Origin of the sequence: Bacillus tianshenii (genome assembly GCA_020524525.2) — a bacterium.
Taxonomy (GTDB): Bacteria; Bacillota; Bacilli; order Bacillales; family Bacillaceae_N; genus Bacillus_AV.
The window spans coordinates 1,634,751-1,651,616 of the sequence record CP129018.1; the positions used below are offsets into that span (position 1 = coordinate 1,634,751).

General features: G+C 39.8%; 15 protein-coding genes and 1 pseudogene. All 16 read right to left on the reverse strand.

The window, feature by feature from the left end:
- Nucleotides 1-2: 2 nt before the first annotated feature.
- A pseudogene (locus tag LC040_08240) lies at nt 3-1,445 on the reverse strand (carbon starvation CstA family protein).
- A gap of 177 nt (nt 1,446-1,622) precedes the next feature.
- A complete protein-coding gene (locus LC040_08245; protein ID WLR52868.1) occupies nt 1,623-2,354 on the reverse strand; it encodes a LytTR family DNA-binding domain-containing protein in 732 nt (243 codons plus the stop codon).
- 6 nt (nt 2,355-2,360) lie between these two features.
- Complete coding sequence (locus tag LC040_08250; GenBank protein ID WLR52869.1) at nt 2,361-4,109, reverse strand: sensor histidine kinase; 1,749 nt, start codon at nt 4,107-4,109, stop codon at nt 2,361-2,363.
- 163 nt (nt 4,110-4,272) lie between these two features.
- Nucleotides 4,273-5,814 carry a long-chain-fatty-acid--CoA ligase gene (locus tag LC040_08255; GenBank protein ID WLR52870.1) on the reverse strand — a complete coding sequence of 514 codons (1,542 nt, stop codon included), beginning with the start codon at nt 5,812-5,814 and terminating at the stop codon, nt 4,273-4,275.
- Nucleotides 5,815-5,999: 185 nt separating this feature from the next.
- Nucleotides 6,000-6,200: a copper chaperone CopZ gene (copZ, locus tag LC040_08260; GenBank protein WLR53230.1), complete on the reverse strand. Its 201-nt coding sequence runs from the start codon at nt 6,198-6,200 to the stop codon at nt 6,000-6,002.
- 27 nt (nt 6,201-6,227) lie between these two features.
- Entirely contained in the window at nt 6,228-8,624 is a 2,397-nt protein-coding gene (locus tag LC040_08265) for a heavy metal translocating P-type ATPase (protein ID WLR52871.1), read from the reverse strand.
- 336 nt (nt 8,625-8,960) lie between these two features.
- A complete protein-coding gene (gene pdxK, locus LC040_08270; GenBank protein ID WLR52872.1) occupies nt 8,961-9,755 on the reverse strand; it encodes a pyridoxine/pyridoxal/pyridoxamine kinase in 795 nt (264 codons plus the stop codon).
- Between the two features lie 141 nt (nt 9,756-9,896).
- Nucleotides 9,897-10,190 carry a hypothetical protein gene (locus tag LC040_08275; GenBank protein ID WLR52873.1) on the reverse strand — a complete coding sequence of 98 codons (294 nt, stop codon included), beginning with the start codon at nt 10,188-10,190 and terminating at the stop codon, nt 9,897-9,899.
- A gap of 141 nt (nt 10,191-10,331) precedes the next feature.
- Nucleotides 10,332-10,961: a response regulator transcription factor gene (locus LC040_08280; protein ID WLR53231.1), complete on the reverse strand. Its 630-nt coding sequence runs from the start codon at nt 10,959-10,961 to the stop codon at nt 10,332-10,334.
- A gap of 34 nt (nt 10,962-10,995) precedes the next feature.
- The gene (locus LC040_08285) at nt 10,996-12,372 is read right to left on the reverse strand and encodes a HAMP domain-containing sensor histidine kinase (GenBank protein ID WLR52874.1); all 1,377 of its coding nucleotides are present in this window, start codon (nt 12,370-12,372) and stop codon (nt 10,996-10,998) included.
- Between the two features lie 73 nt (nt 12,373-12,445).
- Nucleotides 12,446-13,468 carry a hypothetical protein gene (locus LC040_08290; protein WLR52875.1) on the reverse strand — a complete coding sequence of 341 codons (1,023 nt, stop codon included), beginning with the start codon at nt 13,466-13,468 and terminating at the stop codon, nt 12,446-12,448.
- A 65-nt stretch (nt 13,469-13,533) separates the two neighbouring features.
- The gene (locus tag LC040_08295; GenBank protein ID WLR52876.1) at nt 13,534-14,424 is read right to left on the reverse strand and encodes a cation diffusion facilitator family transporter; all 891 of its coding nucleotides are present in this window, start codon (nt 14,422-14,424) and stop codon (nt 13,534-13,536) included.
- 56 nt (nt 14,425-14,480) lie between these two features.
- Entirely contained in the window at nt 14,481-14,804 is a 324-nt protein-coding gene (locus LC040_08300) for a metalloregulator ArsR/SmtB family transcription factor (GenBank protein ID WLR52877.1), read from the reverse strand.
- A gap of 114 nt (nt 14,805-14,918) precedes the next feature.
- Nucleotides 14,919-15,305: a DUF302 domain-containing protein gene (locus LC040_08305; GenBank protein ID WLR52878.1), complete on the reverse strand. Its 387-nt coding sequence runs from the start codon at nt 15,303-15,305 to the stop codon at nt 14,919-14,921.
- 136 nt (nt 15,306-15,441) lie between these two features.
- Nucleotides 15,442-15,669 carry a sulfurtransferase TusA family protein gene (locus tag LC040_08310; GenBank protein WLR52879.1) on the reverse strand — a complete coding sequence of 76 codons (228 nt, stop codon included), beginning with the start codon at nt 15,667-15,669 and terminating at the stop codon, nt 15,442-15,444.
- Between the two features lie 63 nt (nt 15,670-15,732).
- Nucleotides 15,733-16,851 carry an MBL fold metallo-hydrolase gene (locus tag LC040_08315; GenBank protein ID WLR53232.1) on the reverse strand — a complete coding sequence of 373 codons (1,119 nt, stop codon included), beginning with the start codon at nt 16,849-16,851 and terminating at the stop codon, nt 15,733-15,735.
- Between the last annotated feature and the right edge of the window lie 15 nt (nt 16,852-16,866).

Consider the following 16,866-nt stretch of genomic DNA (forward strand, 5'->3'; position numbering starts at 1 on the left):
TGTTATGCGGCCTTATCCGTATTATCATCATCAAGTGGAAACGGCTGTGCAAGCTGTCTGCGTGCTGAGCGATAGAATAGCCATACGACTGATATAGTACCAAGTGCTGCTCCAATGTATGCGATATTTAATGGAAGATGAAAGCCAATTTTTGCATATAAAATATACGTGAACGTTGCCATTGTCATAAACGTTGCAGGCACCATCGCGATAAAATAATTTTTCTTAGATAGTATCAAATACATCGCGCCAATCCATAGGGCAATCATTGCGGTCGATTGGTTGGCCCAAGAGAAGTAGCGCCATAGAATTGTAAAATCAATTTTCGTAAGTGCAAATGAAAGTCCAAACAATGGTAATGCGATCCATAGGCGATTTACTGTTTTGCGCTGTGAGATATTAAAATAGTCTGCGATAATCATACGCAAGCTTCGGAAAGATGTGTCACCTGATGTAATCGGAAGAACGATAATCCCGATAACTGCAAGCGTTCCCCCAATTGCTCCAAGCATTGTTGTTGCTACTTCACTTACTACGGCCGCTGGTCCACCTGCTGCTAGAATATTATTTAGTTCATTTCCAGAGAACAGACTCATCGCTGCCGCTGCCCAAATCATTGCGATAATACCTTCTGTAATCATCATACCGTAGAAAATCTTCCGTCCTTGACCTTCTTTTTGCGTTGTACGAGAGATAATTGGTGATTGAGTTGCATGGAAGCCTGATAATGCCCCTCACGAAATGGTTAAGAACAACAACGGGAAGATTGGTGCGTTATCTGGATGCATATTTTGGAAAGAAAGCTCAGGAATCGGTGCGCCAGTTACAACCAATCCCGCTCCAATTCCAACAGCACTAATCAGAAGCAATGCACCAAAGAATGGATACACACGGCCAATAATTTTATCAATTGGTAAAACAGTTGCAATGATATAATACACAAAAATTGCTGCTAAAATCGCTCCCAAACCTAGCCAGCTTGATGTCATGTTATGAATAAGTGAAGCTGGTGCTGTTACGAAAACGGTTCCAACTAATAGTAATAAAAGGACTGAAAAACCATTCACTACGTGCTTCATCGTCTTACCAAGAAACTTCCCTGCAAGTTCAGGAATATGGGCCCCACGATTACGAAGTGAGATCATCCCTGTTAAGTAGTCATGTACAGCCCCTGCAAAAATTGCACCTAACACAATCCATACAAATGCAACAGGACCATACAATGCACCTAGAATCGGACCAAAAATCGGACCAACACCTGCAATATTCAGAAGTTGTATTAATGCATTTCGTTTCGTATCCATTGGCAAATAGTCGACGTTATCTGCCATACTATATGCTGGTGTTTGACGTTCTTCTTTAACGCCAAATACTTTCTCGACGAACTTTCCATACGTAAAATATCCAACTACTAAAAGTGCAATTGACACTAAAAATGTTACCATTCGCCTTCTCCCCTTTCTACCGTTCAAGACGTGTATGCGCTTTCAAATGATTGTATATCTATTATATAAAAAGCATGTCAAGACAGGGGGAGTTTGAGCGTAACATGTCTCACATCATACCTAACATGCAATCATTTACGCCCAACATGTATCGAAATTTTAAAAATCTTTTTTAACTTATAGTTCAAGCTTGTCTCTTAAGGCTTTCGCATAATTACGGCTTACAGGGATTTCCTCATTCCTTGCTTCTACCTTTATTTGATATGCACCATTGAACCAAGGGATCAGCTGTTCAATTTTCTGTAAATTAACTAAATAACTCTTATGTGTTCGAAAGAAGGAATAATGCGTGAGCTTATCCTCTAATTCCTTAAGGGTAAGCTTTGTATGGTATTCCTTCTCTTTCGTAAATAATTTAGTTTCTCGTTGTTCGACGCTAATGTATAAAATTTCTTGTGGAGCAATGTAAAAAATTCGTTCATCTGCCTCAACAGCTAATTTGCCTAAGGAAGCAGATGTCCTTTCGGGTTGCTCATTTACTTGAAAATGCGTCTGTATACGTTTAACTGTTTCCTCGAGCTCTTCTTCAGCAAAGGGCTTTAATAAATAATCAACAGCTTCATAACGAAACGCTTTTGCAGCATAGTCAGGATGAGCCGTCGCAAACACTACTTTCGGTGGTTCCTTCAACTTCTGGAGTGCATCAACAAGCTCAATCCCCGACATGTAGCCCATCTCAATGTCGACAAACAAGACATCAGGCGTTAAGTGCATCGTTAGCTCTAACCCTTTCTCCCCTGAATCAGCCTCCCCAACGATTTCAATTACATTGTAGGTTGATAACAAGTGCTTTAATTCTTCTCTGCTATATGGTTCATCATCAATAATAATTGCGCGAATCTTCTCCATTGTATCCTACCCTACCTTTGCTGCATTTGGTAAATAAAATTGAAACTTCGTACCGTTTCCTTTTGTTGACTCAATATGTAAACCTGATTCAGGGCCAAATAACATACGCAATCGTTGATTGACATTATATATCCCTATACCTGCCCCCTCCTGTGAATGAACAGGTGCTTCTAATAAATCTGTTGTATTCGTGTGATTGAAGCCTATTCCATTGTCTTTAACTGTTACCATTGCTCCTTCATCTTCTTTTTGAATAATAAGATCAATTCGGCTTCCTTCTGCCATAGCCTTTAACCCATGCTTAATAGCGTTCTCAATCAAAGGCTGCAATGTCATCGGTGGAATATGCAAATAAAGAACATCCTCATTAATTTGAAAGTTCACGCTTAGTTTATCTTTAAACCGTGCTTGTTCAATTGATAAATACGCTTTTACATGGTTCAGCTCTTCCTTCAACGTCGTCATTTTTTCATTTGTGCCTGAAAGATTTTGCCGCAAATAACGAGAAAGTGAGACCAACAACCGACGTGCTTCATCTGGTTGAATTCGAATCATGGACACAATTGTATTTAACGTATTGAAAAGAAAGTGCGGACTAACTTGAGCTTGAAGCGCTTTGATTTCAGCTTCCTTTGCAAGCTGGACACACTTTTGAGCATCTGCGATTTCAAGCTGTTGACTTAATAACGCAGACAACCCTTCGATAAATTCAATCGTAACTTTCGTAATATCCTTTTCAGCTTGGAAATAAAATTTCATTGTGCCAATGACTTGGTCATTTTGCTTTAATGGCGCAATAACTGCAGCAGTTAACGGACAATTTTCGTTCGGACAGTTGATTTTCTCCTTATTTGCAATGAATAATTCTCCTGTCTGCAACACGTGCTTTGTACTAATCGTTTGGATTGGCTCACCTGCTTGATGGTGCTCAGAAGCCATCCCGACAAAAGCAAGGACATTGCGGTGGTCCGTTATTGACACAGCTGATGCGCGAACTTCATTAAGAAGCACTTGGCACGTTTCATTTGCCGTACTCTCTGATAAGCCGCTTCTTAAATGTGAGGATGTTAATTTTGCTAGCAGTAATGCTTTCTGTGCCTGCAATGCACCTACTTTTTCTTGTTCATTAAATACGTTACGAATGACTAAAACAAACAAAGCGGAGCCCACACCATTCGCGACGATCATTGGAATGCCAATTTTTCCAACTAAGCTCCACGCCGCATCAAAGGGCTTTGCTGTTAATAAAATAATCAGCATTTGCACAGCTTCCGCTCCTGCTCCGATTAAAAGCGGAACCTTTAGTTGAAACACTTTTTGGTCAGGCATTTTCCTGCGCATCATTCCTGATAGCAGCCCTGCTACAACAGCTGCCAAGCCACAAGAAAATGCCGTAAAACCACCAAGTGTAAAGCGATGGACACCTGCTATTAGACCAGCTCCTAAGCCGACCTTCCAACCACCGAGTAAACCACCAACAACAATACCAATTACTCTAGAGTTCGCAAGCGCTTCATTTCCAGAAAGAGAAAAAGTCCATTTCGACATGTCATAGGTGAGCGCATCTACTGATAACCCTGTATAAGTCCCAATCACACCAAACCCGCCGAACATTAACATGACTGTAAAACGATCGCGAAGCCGCACTTCTCGCTGGTCAATAACCGTTCGAAAAAAACGTACCCGGGTCATCAAAAAAGCGACCGTCACGATGATCCCAATCCGCTCAAGCATTGTTAACAGCAAATACCACATACAATAAAGCTCCTTTTTCACATTTGAATAGTGCTAAACTATTTATCATTGTACCAAAAACATCTGTTGTACTTATGTTGTGCAACTTCCTTAATAAAACCCGTTTTTTGGCACATAAAAAGGCTGACGATTCATCATCGCCAACCTTCTCGTTCATGTATGATTAAATTTTTGAACCACTTTGCTCCCAGTACGTATCACGTAACTCACGTTTTAAAATTTTCCCTGATGGATTACGTGGCAATTCTTTAACAAATTCAACAGATTTCGGTTTTTTATAGCTTGCAAGATGTTCATCACAATATGCAATTACATCTTCTGCTGTTAGAATTCCTTCTTCTCGCGGCACTACAATAGCTTTTACTGATTCTCCCCACACTTCATCAGGAATACCGATAACCGCTGCTTCCACGATATCGCTGTGTCCGTACAGCACTTCTTCAATTTCACGCGGATAAATATTAACCCCGCCGCTAATCAGCATATCTTTCTTCCGGTCAACGATATAATAATAACCTTCTTCATCTTGCATCGCCATATCACCGACGCTGAAGAAACCATTGTAGAAGCCTTCTTCTGTCGCTTCTTCATTCTTGTAATATTCATCAAGAAGATATGGGGCCTTGAAATAAAGCTCCCCTACTTCGCCTTGCTTCACAGGCTTCTTGTCCTCATCAAGTATCATACATTCCACAAGCGGGAACGGTTGACCGACACAACGGTCCTTGCGCGTAATGTCTTTCGGTTTAATATTTAATGTGACGGCACTTTCAGTTGAGCCGTAGAATTCATGCAAGTCTACATCTTTAAAGAATGCTAATATCTCATTTTTCGTTCGTGTTGGAAGCGGAGAACCTGCGGAAATAAGTACACGCATTGAGCGAATGTCATAAGCGTTTTTCACCTCGTCATCTGCATGAACAATAAAGTTATACATTGTCGGTGCAAGGAAGGTATTTGTAACCTTATATTTCTCCACTAATTCCAAAAATTCTTTGGCATTAAAGCCTTTTTGAATGACAAGTGTTCCGCCGGCAATTAACTGCATCATTAAGAAGATCCACGGTGCTGCATGATAAATCGGCCCTGCGACAATATGTACATCAGATTCGTCCACCTTATACTCGTAAGCAGAAACCATACCCATTAACACACGATTTCGATGTGAAATGACTACCCCTTTTGGTCTGCCTGTCGTCCCAGACGTATAGCCGATATATAACGGATCATTTTCATGCACGTCCACTTCTGGTTCAGCAGCACTTCCTGAAGCCACAAATGCTTCATAGCTTTCAAATTTGCTGTCTGTACCTTCTCCGACAATTAAGATGCTGTCAAGCTGTGGTAAATCTGAACTGATTGAAGCTATTTGCGCTTCATATTCTTCCGTTGTAATGAAAGCTCTGCTGTCAGAGTCTTTTACGATATACTTAATTTCTTCCCCTTTTAAACGGTAGTTAATTGGTACTGTTACGACGCCAATCTTTGCAAGTGCAATCATGACTTCAATATAGACATCATTATTTTGCATCAATACAGAGACCTTGTCTCCCTTTTGATAACCCCTTTGCAAGAAAGTGTTGGCAATTTTATTAGAGCGCTCATTTAGCTGTTGATAGCTAAGTGTATTCCCATTAAAAATTACAGCCGGCTTGGTACGAAACTTTTCGGCATTTTGTTTGATTATGCTTCCATATGTAAGCATCTTTTTCACCCTCCACTGTCAATTGTTATATGATTCGAAAGTAGCCCTGTCTCTTTTCTAGTATAGCGAATAGTGAAAGCGGTTTCCATATATATTGCAGAAAAGTCTGAATATCGTAGAACGGTTATAATATATTTTAATAATAAAAAACCCCTTCCGATTCTAATTATCGAAAGGGGTTCGCATTACGCTACGTCGTAACCTTGGTCTTCTACTGCTTCTACCATTTGCGCTTCTGTCACGTTATCAGAATGCTCAACGTCAACTTTACCTGTTTCTAAATTTACGTGTACGTTCGAAACGCCGTCTAATTCAGAAAGAGCACCTCGTACTGCTTTCTCGCAATGTCCACATGTCATGCCTTTTACATTTAATGTTGTTGTCATCATTTCTCATCCTTTCAAAAATAATTATTATATTTTCACCCGTTTTAAACGGAGTGAGTTCGATACAACCGACACTGAACTAAATGCCATTGCAGCCCCTGCAATCCACGGTGCTAAAAGTCCAAGTGCTGCAACAGGGATACCTGCTGAATTGTAGGCAAGTGCCCAGAATAAGTTCTGGCGAATATTTTTCATTGTCTTACGGCTTAAATCAATTGCTTTTGGAATTAATGTTAACTCGCCACCCATAATTGTTATATCAGCCGCTTCAATCGCCACATCTGTACCTGTACCGATTGCAATACCGATATCTGCTGTCGCAAGCGCTGGCGCGTCATTAATTCCATCACCAACCATTGCGGTGCGTTTTCCTTCTTGCTGAAGCTTCTTCACATGTTCGGCTTTGTCTTCAGGCAACACTTCAGCAATAACATTGTCAATGCCTACTTGCCTTGCAATCGCACGTGCAGTGCGTTCATTATCACCTGTAAGCATATAGACCTCAATCCCAAGGGCTTTGAGCTTATCAATCGCTTCTTTTGCAGTTTCTTTTACAGTATCTGCTACAGCGACAATTCCTTTTAACTCGTTATCAATCGCAATGAGCATCGCTGTCTTTCCATCTTGCTCATATTGTGTCATCAATTCTTCATAAGCTTCAAAAGAAATTTGTTCACGGTTCATCAGCTTACGAGTCCCGACGTATACCTTTTTCCCATTTACAACGGCTTCAATTCCATGACCTGGAATGGCTTCAAAATGGTCAGCTTCTAGTAACTCGATTTGTTGTTCTGCTGCATATTCAACAATAGATTCTGCCAGCGGGTGTTCGCTCATCTTTTCCGCAGCATACAAATATTGCAATGTTCGCACGTTTTCAGCTTCAAAATCGGTAACAACCGGTTTTCCTTTTGTAATCGTACCTGTTTTATCAAGCACGATCGCTTCGATTTTATGAGCAGATTCTAAATGCTCGCCGCCTTTAAAAAGAATGCCACTTTCTGCTCCTTTTCCTGTTCCGACCATAATGGAGGTCGGCGTTGCAAGGCCGAGAGCACATGGACAGGCAATAACGAGAACCGCAATGGCCACTTCAAGTGCTTGCGGTAAATCACCAGGCTGAACAAACGAAATCCAAATGATAAACGTTAGAATCGCAATCCCAACAACAATCGGAACGAAATAGCCGGAGATAATATCAGCCATCCGCTGAATCGGCGCTTTGGAGCCTTGTGCTTCTTCGACAACTTTAATAATACCAGCAAGTGCAGTATCACTGCCAACTTTTTCTGCTTTCATTTTTAAAGTGCCGTTTTTATTAATTGTCGAACCAATCAGCTTCTCACCTTCATGTTTATCAACAGGGATCGATTCTCCAGTAATCATTGATTCATCAACACTTGACCGTCCGCTGAGCACAGAACCATCGACAGGAATCTTTTCCCCTGGCTTTACAACAATGGTTTCCCCGACTTTTACTTGGTCAATCGGAATTTTCACTTCTTCTCCATCACGGATAACCGTTGCTTCCTTTGCTTGCAGGCTTAACAATTTTGAAATCGCCTCTGTTGTACGCCCTTTTGCAAGTGCTTCAAACAGCTTTCCAACAAGAATAAGTGTAATTAAGACAGCACTTGTTTCAAAATAAAGGTGTGGTGTATAGCCCGGGTTACCGAGAGTTCGAATCGCTTCCACTAAGCTATAAAAATAAGCAGCTGATGTACCTAGGGCGACAAGTACATCCATATTTGCGCTTTTATTTTTTAAATTTTTGTAGGCCCCAACATAGAACTGGCCACCAATATAAAACTGTACTGGAGTAGCAAGTATAAATTGTACCCACGGATTCATCAGAATGTGCGGAACAGGTATGTTTGTATCAATCGGCAAATGTCCGAACATCGTATATAGAAGCGGCAATGAAAGAATAATTGAGATGATGAGCTTACGCTTTTTATCTTGGATCTCTGCTTCCTTATGACTTTTCTTTTCTTCTCGACCTTGTTTTACTTGCGCATCATACCCAAGCTTTTGAATACGTGCAATTATGTCATTGACGGAAAGCATACCTGGCTGGTACTCAACGACACCCGTTTCCGTTGTTAAGTTAACCGTTGCAGTATCGATACCGTTCATTTTATTTAATACTTTTTCAATTCGACTTGAGCAAGCTGCACATGTCATGCCAAAGATATCTAACTCGATCTTTTCTTTTTGTACATCGTAGCCGAGCTTTTGAATTTTACCAACAATGTCATCAGATGTCACTTTATCTTGATCATAGGTGATTGAAGCATTTTCCATCGTGAGATTAACGTTCGCTTCTACTCCATCCATCTTATTTAATACTTTTTCGATCCTTGTTGAACAGGCAGAGCACGTCATCCCTGTAATCCCAACACGCATTTGCTTCTGTTCACTCATTGAGCTCACCTCTCTTTATACGTAAACTGTTTATTTTCTTAAATAATGAGAAATCAATGCTTGATCTTTTCTATCGTAAACAAAGTATACCCCCGATATGTATGTTATGTCAATGGGAATATCAAATATTCCCTTCCCTCAAAATACCTTTATATTGCTTGCTTAATAACGCCTTGAATTATATTTTTTGTCCTCTTCTTAACTATACCCCCTATAATTATTCAAATAAACGTAAGAGTGCTCATATTGTTTGGTTTAGCTTTCTCATCTTTTTCAAAAGAAAAAAGCTGCCGATCAATTTATCGACAGCTACATAATAGGTAGGTTTAGAATCAACTATTCGTCTAAGGCACCTTTTTGAAAAACTGGACCTACGTAGGAATTGAATTTGAATGATTGTTGTACAGCCTTTGTAATAAATCGTTTCGCAGCCTCAATTGCTTCTTTCGGCTGTTTGCCTTTAGCAAGCTGCGCTGTAATAGCAGCAGCATATGTGCAGCCTGCACCGTGAACATTTGCTGTGTCTACTTTTGCTGCTTCAATATGCGTAAATTCTTCACCATCGTATAAGAGGTCAATCGCTTTTTCACTATTAATAAGATTACCAGCTTTGATTAACACGTATTTAGCCCCAAATGAATGAATTTTCCGAGCCGCCTCTTTCAGCTCCTCTTCACTCTTAATAAGCGGCTGGTCAGCAAGCTTTGCTGCTTCAAAAAGGTTTGGTGTTGTCACAGTTGCTTTCGGAACTAATGTGTTTCGTAAGCTTACAAGGTTTTCAGGATGCAGTACTTCATCTGTCCCTTTACATACCATTACAGGATCAATGACAATATTTTTAATTTGTTTTTCATCAATAATTTCAGCTACATATTCAATAATTTCAGGAGAACCAAGCATACCTGTTTTCAATGCATTAATTTCAACAGATGTAGCGGTTTCAACTTGCTTCTTTACTGTTTCAAGATCCATTGGATGAGCATGATGTGACCAATCTTTCGGGTCCATCGTTACAATTGTCGTTAAGGAAGACATTCCGTAGACGCCGTGCTCTTGAAATGTTTTTAAGTCTGCTTGAATTCCTGCTCCACCACTAGAGTCAGAGCCTGCGATTGTTAGTGCCTTATACATTGTATCACTCCTAGATTAATGATGTATTTCTATCATTTCACACGTTATGTAATGATTCAATAGAACGGCTTTATTCTATCACACCTACAATAAAAACGCTCAATTTTCGCTGTAGTTGTAACGAAAATTGAGCACTGTCATTTATTGTGATTCTGGCATTTCTTCCTCTTCCATCATACCGTCTTCATTCTCGCCTTCCATGCCTTCTTCCATGCCGGCCCCACTATCGCCACCTGAACCACCGTCAGGACCTTCTTCCATATCCATGTCGCCATTTTCACCTTCCATATCACCGTTTTCTTCTGGCATTTCATTCTCTTGCGGAGCTTCTTCTTCCATATTACCATCTGTACCTGGTTCCTCTTCTCCGCCGCCACATGCTGCCAACGTCAATGCTGTACTAAATGCTAAAAGAGTCATAGCAAATTTCCTCATCTTCTCTCCTCCTAAGCAGCTTGAGTTTATTAAGCTAACTTACGAGTAAGCTTCCCCGACTCTCTACCTTACAAACAGCTTCTTGGATAATTACGGAATTTGACCTAACTTAAAGTAAGATCACATAATTCTTTAGACCTTTTAGAGCCATTTATAGCCTAATCCCCAAACTGTTTTTAAGTGCTCCTGGATTGGAAAACCAGCATTTCGGCATTTTTCACGAATATTTCGTACGTGAGAATCAATTGTACGCCCTTCTGTCTCGGAATCAAAGCCCCAGATCATTTCGATTAGTTTTTCCCTGTCGAAAACTTTTTTCGGGTTTTTCATCAGCAAGCCAATCATCTCAAATTCCTTTGGAGTTAGATTAATAGGAGTACCCTTATAGGTAAGTTCATGGTGTTTATCATCCCAGATTAGCCCGTTTACTTCGATTTTCTCAGTATTATTTGTACGCCTTAACAATGCTTCAATTCGTGCTAGTAAGACAGCTTCATCAAATGGCTTTGTAATATAATCATCTGCCCCTGATTTTAAGCCTTTCACCATATCATTGCTTGTATCCTTTGCGGTAAGCATAATAATCGGAATGTTTGAAAAGCTCCTAATTTCCTTCGCAGTTTCCACACCGTCTTTGCCAGGCATCATAATATCGAGCAGCAATAAATCAGCTTGGTTATCTTCTAAAAAGCCAATTACTTCATCTCCGCTTGCGAATGCTATTGTTGTATAGCCATGTGGCTCCAAATAAAGAGATAGCAAATCTCGCATTCGTTTTTCATCATCTACAACTAAAATCTCCACCTTATTGCTCCCCCTTCAACTGAATCGTGAATGTCGTCCCAACGCCTAACGTACTGGTCACGTCAATTGTCCCGCCATGATGCTCAACAATTTCTTTTGCAATCGTAAGACCAAGACCACTTCCACCTGTAGAACGTGACCTAGACTTTTCCACTCGATATAACCTGTCCCAAATATACGAAAGCTCATCTGCCGGGATCCCTTCCCCTTCGTCTGCTACTGCAATTTCTACCACGTCTTCCTTATTTGCTGCACGTAATTCAATTTGACTTCCAGCTTTTGAATGTTTAAATGCATTGTCCAGTAAATTCATTAAAACCTGCTCAAACCGCTGCGGGTCGACTTCTACGAGTAATTCCTTCTCGCAATTTAATTGAAGTTTTATCTCTCGATGTTCACAAACACCTTTCATCTTTGCTGCAATATCGTGCAGGAATGAGCATAGCTCTACTTCTACCGTACGAATCATAAATTGGTTTTGGTCAAGCTTTGCCAAATCAAATAAATCCTTTACAAGGCTTGTTACCCGAACAGATTCTTCCTGCAGAACCGTCAAATATTCTTCGCGCTGCTCACTCGTTAAATTGGGGCGCTTTAATATATTCGCATACCCATTTAAATACGTAAGAGGGGTACGTAATTCATGAGAAATGTTCGAGAGGAATTCATTTCGGTCCTTTTTCATCCGCTCCAAATCATTTGAAAGCTTCTGAATCGAACGAGCTAAATCACCTAATTCATCTTCACGGTCGGTATCGAGTTCGATATGATGTTGCCCGGTACTCATCTTTTTCGTTGCTTGTTTCATCCGTATTAATGGCTGAGTAATGGAATGCGAAAGAAAAATAACGCCAATCATTGAAATGACAATGGCAAAGATGCCACCAAACAAAAACTGAGACGTTAAGCTTTTAATCATATCTCGAATAAGATCACTCGGTAAGAACATATACATGTAGCCGACAACTGAGCCATTTTGCTGAATCGGACAAGCCGTTGCTAAATACGGCTCTGTTCGCCAATTCGCCTCAAGCAGTTCCCCTTGTGGATTATGTAATTCTGTTCTTCCTTTTGTAATCAGCTTAGACATTTGCGCCGTAACAGGGTTAGAACTAGCGACGACCTCGTGATTTTTATCGGTGATGACAGCAATCGTTTCTGTTTCTGACTCCATTAGCGCCACATGCTTAAACGTAACATCTTCAAAATTTTTCTCAAGTACATTGCTGTGGCTGCGTCCTCGGGCTTTTAAGTTTTCTGATTCTGTTTGGATTCGCTCACTTACAATTCCAAAATACAAAAAGAAAAAAAGCCCTACTTCTAACAGTAAAATAAAAACTAAAAAAAGAGTACTTAACTTAATAGATAAAGATTTCACGTGGCCGCCCCCCTTTCTATTTCTCATATAAAGAAAACTTGCAGTCCGTTCCCTGCAAGCTTTCCGTATGATGCTATTTCAAGGCACCCTGTTCAACAATTGTTTGCCAATTTTCCGTACCATTATCTGTGAAATAAACATTCCCATTAAACGTGACAAATGCCATTTCATTTTCATCTTTCGGGTTTTGAGTAAAATACATGACCGCGTCATCTTGTATTTCAGGCAAGGCTACAGTCTCTTCACTCTTATCAGAAAGACTATACTTCGTTAAAGACGGGTTGCCTGCTTTAAACGTTCCATAATAAAATGAGTTCTCCGTAAAATAGACAGCAGTACCTTGTCTGCCTGGCTTCATTGAATTAAATGTCTCTCCCCCATCAGTGGAAAGGAATACACCATCTTTTCCTGATACCGCTAACACCTTTTCATCTGTAGGGTGAGCAGCAATCGCAAAGATTTGCTCTCCTAGCTGTTCAATATTTATTTCATTCCATGTCTTGCCGTCATCTTTTGAAACAAATAACCCTTGGCCAATTTTTTTATTTTCATGAGCGTTGTACACATAAAGCGCGTGGTTGTTGTAACCTGCTGCTAGTGCATGAAAATCACTTTGTCCTTCAAATCCGACATCTTCAAGTGTTTGCCCATTATCAAAGCTGCGCTTTAAACCAATTGGGTTTGGCAACTCTGAACCTTCTTCTGGATGACCGCTTGTAAAAAATCCTTTATCTACAGGTGTGAAGCCCATATAATCATGATGATTTTCTTTTGTTTCATACCAACTGCCATTTTCATATACTTTTACACCGTGATGAGTAGCAAGGAAAAGGGCATCTTGGTTACCAGCATACCCGAGTCCATGAATATGTTCGATAGACCCATCAAACGGCTGGTAAAACTCATGTTGAGCAATTTTTCCTTCTTTATTTGTTTCTTCTGATTGTTGTTCTTCTTGTTGCTGTGGTTGCTCTTCTTCTTGTTGTGTAACTTCTTCTTTTGGCTCATCTTGTGGCTGCTCTGCTTCTTCATCTGCGCACGCAGACAAAAATAAAGAAGCTGCAAGCACACTTGCCCCTAAAATTGTTTTATTCATAGTGGTCCCTCCTGCAAGTTATCAGATTTCATCCTATCAGAGAATTTTAAAGAATTTGTGCAGATTTACGTTTCACGCTTCATCACACAGTCTTCATCTGCAAACTCAACTTCTATTGTTAAATGAGTTAAGTGAAGCTCCTCTTTTAAGGCCCGTATGCTTTCTTTAATACAAACAATTTGATGTTTTGAGGCATGTTCATTCACCACTACATGTGTAGAAAGAGCATGGTGCTCACCATCTAAGGACCAAATATGAGTATGGTGCAATGACTCCACATAATCAACACCTAATATGCGTTGTTCAATTTCTTTTAAATCAATATCATTCGGCACTGCTTCAAGAAAAATCATTACGGTTTCCTTAACATTCTTTAACACATTATAAATGATATAAAGTGTTATGAGTACCGATAAGAGAGGATCAAGAAAAAGCCAGTTGGTAAACATTAAGATAATACTAACGATTAAGACCGCTACCCAGCCAAGTACATCTTCTAATAAATGAAGTGACACCACTTTTTCATTCATAGACTTTCCACTTTTCAAACGAAATACGGCGGCCCCATTTACGAGAATACCAAGTACAGCCAATATCATCATTCCGCCTGCATTTGTTTCTTCCGGATTCAAAAGACGTGGAATCGCTTCAGAAAGAATATAGAGAGAACCAACAAATAAGATCACACTATTTATAAGGGCAGCCAACAGTGAAAAGCGCCGATACCCAAATGAAAAAGTTGTATCTCCTTTTTTATGGGAAAGCTTTTGGAAATACCATGATAAACCGAGAGAAAGCGAATCCCCTAAATCATGAAGGGCATCTGACATAATCGCCATACTATTAGTAAGAAATCCGCCGATAAACTCAATTATTGTAAAGGCAAGATTTAAGAAAAACGCAACCTTAATATTACCTTCAGAAGAATGATGATGATGATGGTGATGGTGACCCATCCAGTAACCTCCTTTTTGTTCATACGTGTACATATATTCATATGTTTCTAGTACGTTTAATGATGCTGAGCATGCCTGATGGCTTGAAGTAACAAATTTAATACATGATCATCATCAATTGCGTAATAAAATGATTTCCCTTCACGGCGAAACTTCACTAAACGTAAGTTCTTTAAAAAACGCAGCTGATGAGAAACGGTTGATTGCAGCAATGACAGTTGTTCGGCAATTTCACTAACCGCATATTCCTGTTTGGAAAGTAGATGTAGGATACGAATTCTTGTAGGATCTGCAAGTGCTTTAAAGGTTTGCGAAACGATAAATAACGTTTCTTCATCAAGTTGCTTACCTTCTTCATACGGTTCGTTTGTTTCAGTCATCTCTCTTTACCCCCATTCATATGTGCATATGTTCATATGTATGCATTTATCTTATGTCATACCTTCTTTCTAGTCAAGAAGGCCAAACAAAAAGATGCGCCAGAGCGCACCTTTTTATTTTACTGATTTATCAATACATTCGATCAGTCTATCTTCAATATCCTTTGCAAATGCTTTTAATTGTTCCTCTCCAACCATACTAATTAATTCAGTTGGTTTTGGCATACCGATTTTTGTTTTTTCGCCTTCTGCATAGACGACAATTTTACATGGAAGAAAATAACCGACTAAAGCATTTTCCTCTAAGACGCGCTTTGCTTCCTTTGGGTTACAGACTTCTAATACACGATATGGTGTATCAAATTCAAATCCCTTCTTCTGCAACGTTTCTTGAATATTGAAGTCCCAAAGCACACCAAACTTATCTTCCTTTAAAGAGGCTTCCAAATCAGTAACAGCTTGTTCAATTGATTTGTTCGTTTCTACTGTGTAATGAAACATATCTCTTCACTCCTTATATATAGTCTGTCAATTTAAAACCTTTTCTACTCAAACCCATACCCGGCTCCCCATCAAGTGAAACTACCTAATATATGTAAAAGCACCCGTGAATACAGTCCACAGGTGCTTCATTTACTTATGCTTTTTTAATCCAGAATTTGAAGACGCCATCTTCTTCAGCCATGTCTAGTAATTCATGACCTCCTGATTTTGTCCATGCAGTTAAATCACTTTTCGCACCTTTATCAGTTGCTTGCACTTCAAGAATTTCTCCAGAATTAATTTCATCCATTGCTTTCTTTGTACGTACAACTGGCATTGGGCATGCTAATCCTTTTGCATCTAATACTTTTGCTGCGTTCATTATTGAACATCTCCTTTTTATTAATTAATTTTATTTTAAAAGTAAATTTACATACTATACTTATTAGCTGTCATGAACAGCACAGCGGTTTGGACCAATTTCCATTTCACTTTGCTCTTGTTCTTCAGGGTTTATTTTACCCATGTTTGTTTCACGAATTTCTTGATAAGCATTTGGCTGTGGTGGTAGGTTTTCTGTTACCATGCGACGGAATTCGCCTTCATCGTCTACCTTCAGCCCTTCGTTTTCTGCATAAAGAGTACCAAGCTTTTCAGCTACAGTCCCGTCATCATTTAACTCGCTTATCTTACCAAAATGAGCTGGAAGGACGTATAATTCATCTGATAAATCCTTATACCGTTTATAAAGCGTATCACGCAAGTCTCTTACCCAATCTTCAGCCTTGCCTGCAAGGTCAGGGCGTCCGATCGAAGAAATAAATAGGATATCGCCTGTTAATAGATATTTATTATCGACAATGAAGGAAGTAGAACCGATTGTATGACCTGGTGAATAAATTGGCTGTACTTTAATCTTTTGCTTGCCGACTTCAATATCTTTACCTTCTTCAAGTGCTTCATAATCGAATGTTACTTCTGCGGCATCTTTTGGTGGCAACCAATATGATGCACCTGTTTTTTCAGCAAGCTTGCGGCCACCAGAAATATGATCAGCATGCAAGTGCGTATCAGCTGTATGAACAATCTCTAAATTTTTCTCTTTCATAAAGGCTTCATATTGATCAATCATTCGGTTTGTATCAATAATCACAGCCTTGCCGTCAGATTCGACCATGTAAGAGAGACAGCCTTTTCCTAGGCGAACAAACTGATAGAGCGCACCTCCGTCAGACAAGTCGCCTACTTTTACAGGATGCAAGTACTCACTCCATGCACGCATACCGCCTTCAAGATAAGCTACATCTTCAATGCCTGCTTCTACTAATTGTTCTGCAACAAACTTAGAAGAACCTTCCTTGGCACAAACAACGAGCACATCTTTTTTCGGAATCTTTGGGAGCACAGGGTCGACACTGTCAATTAAATCAAAGTAAGGGACATTTACGGCTTCGACCGTTTCACCGTCAATCTTCCAATCACTAAAGTCCCCTTCATTTCGTACATCTAAAATGAATAATGGTTCTTTATTTACGATTTTCTGAGCAATCTCACTTGGTTTCATCGGTCTCAAACTTTA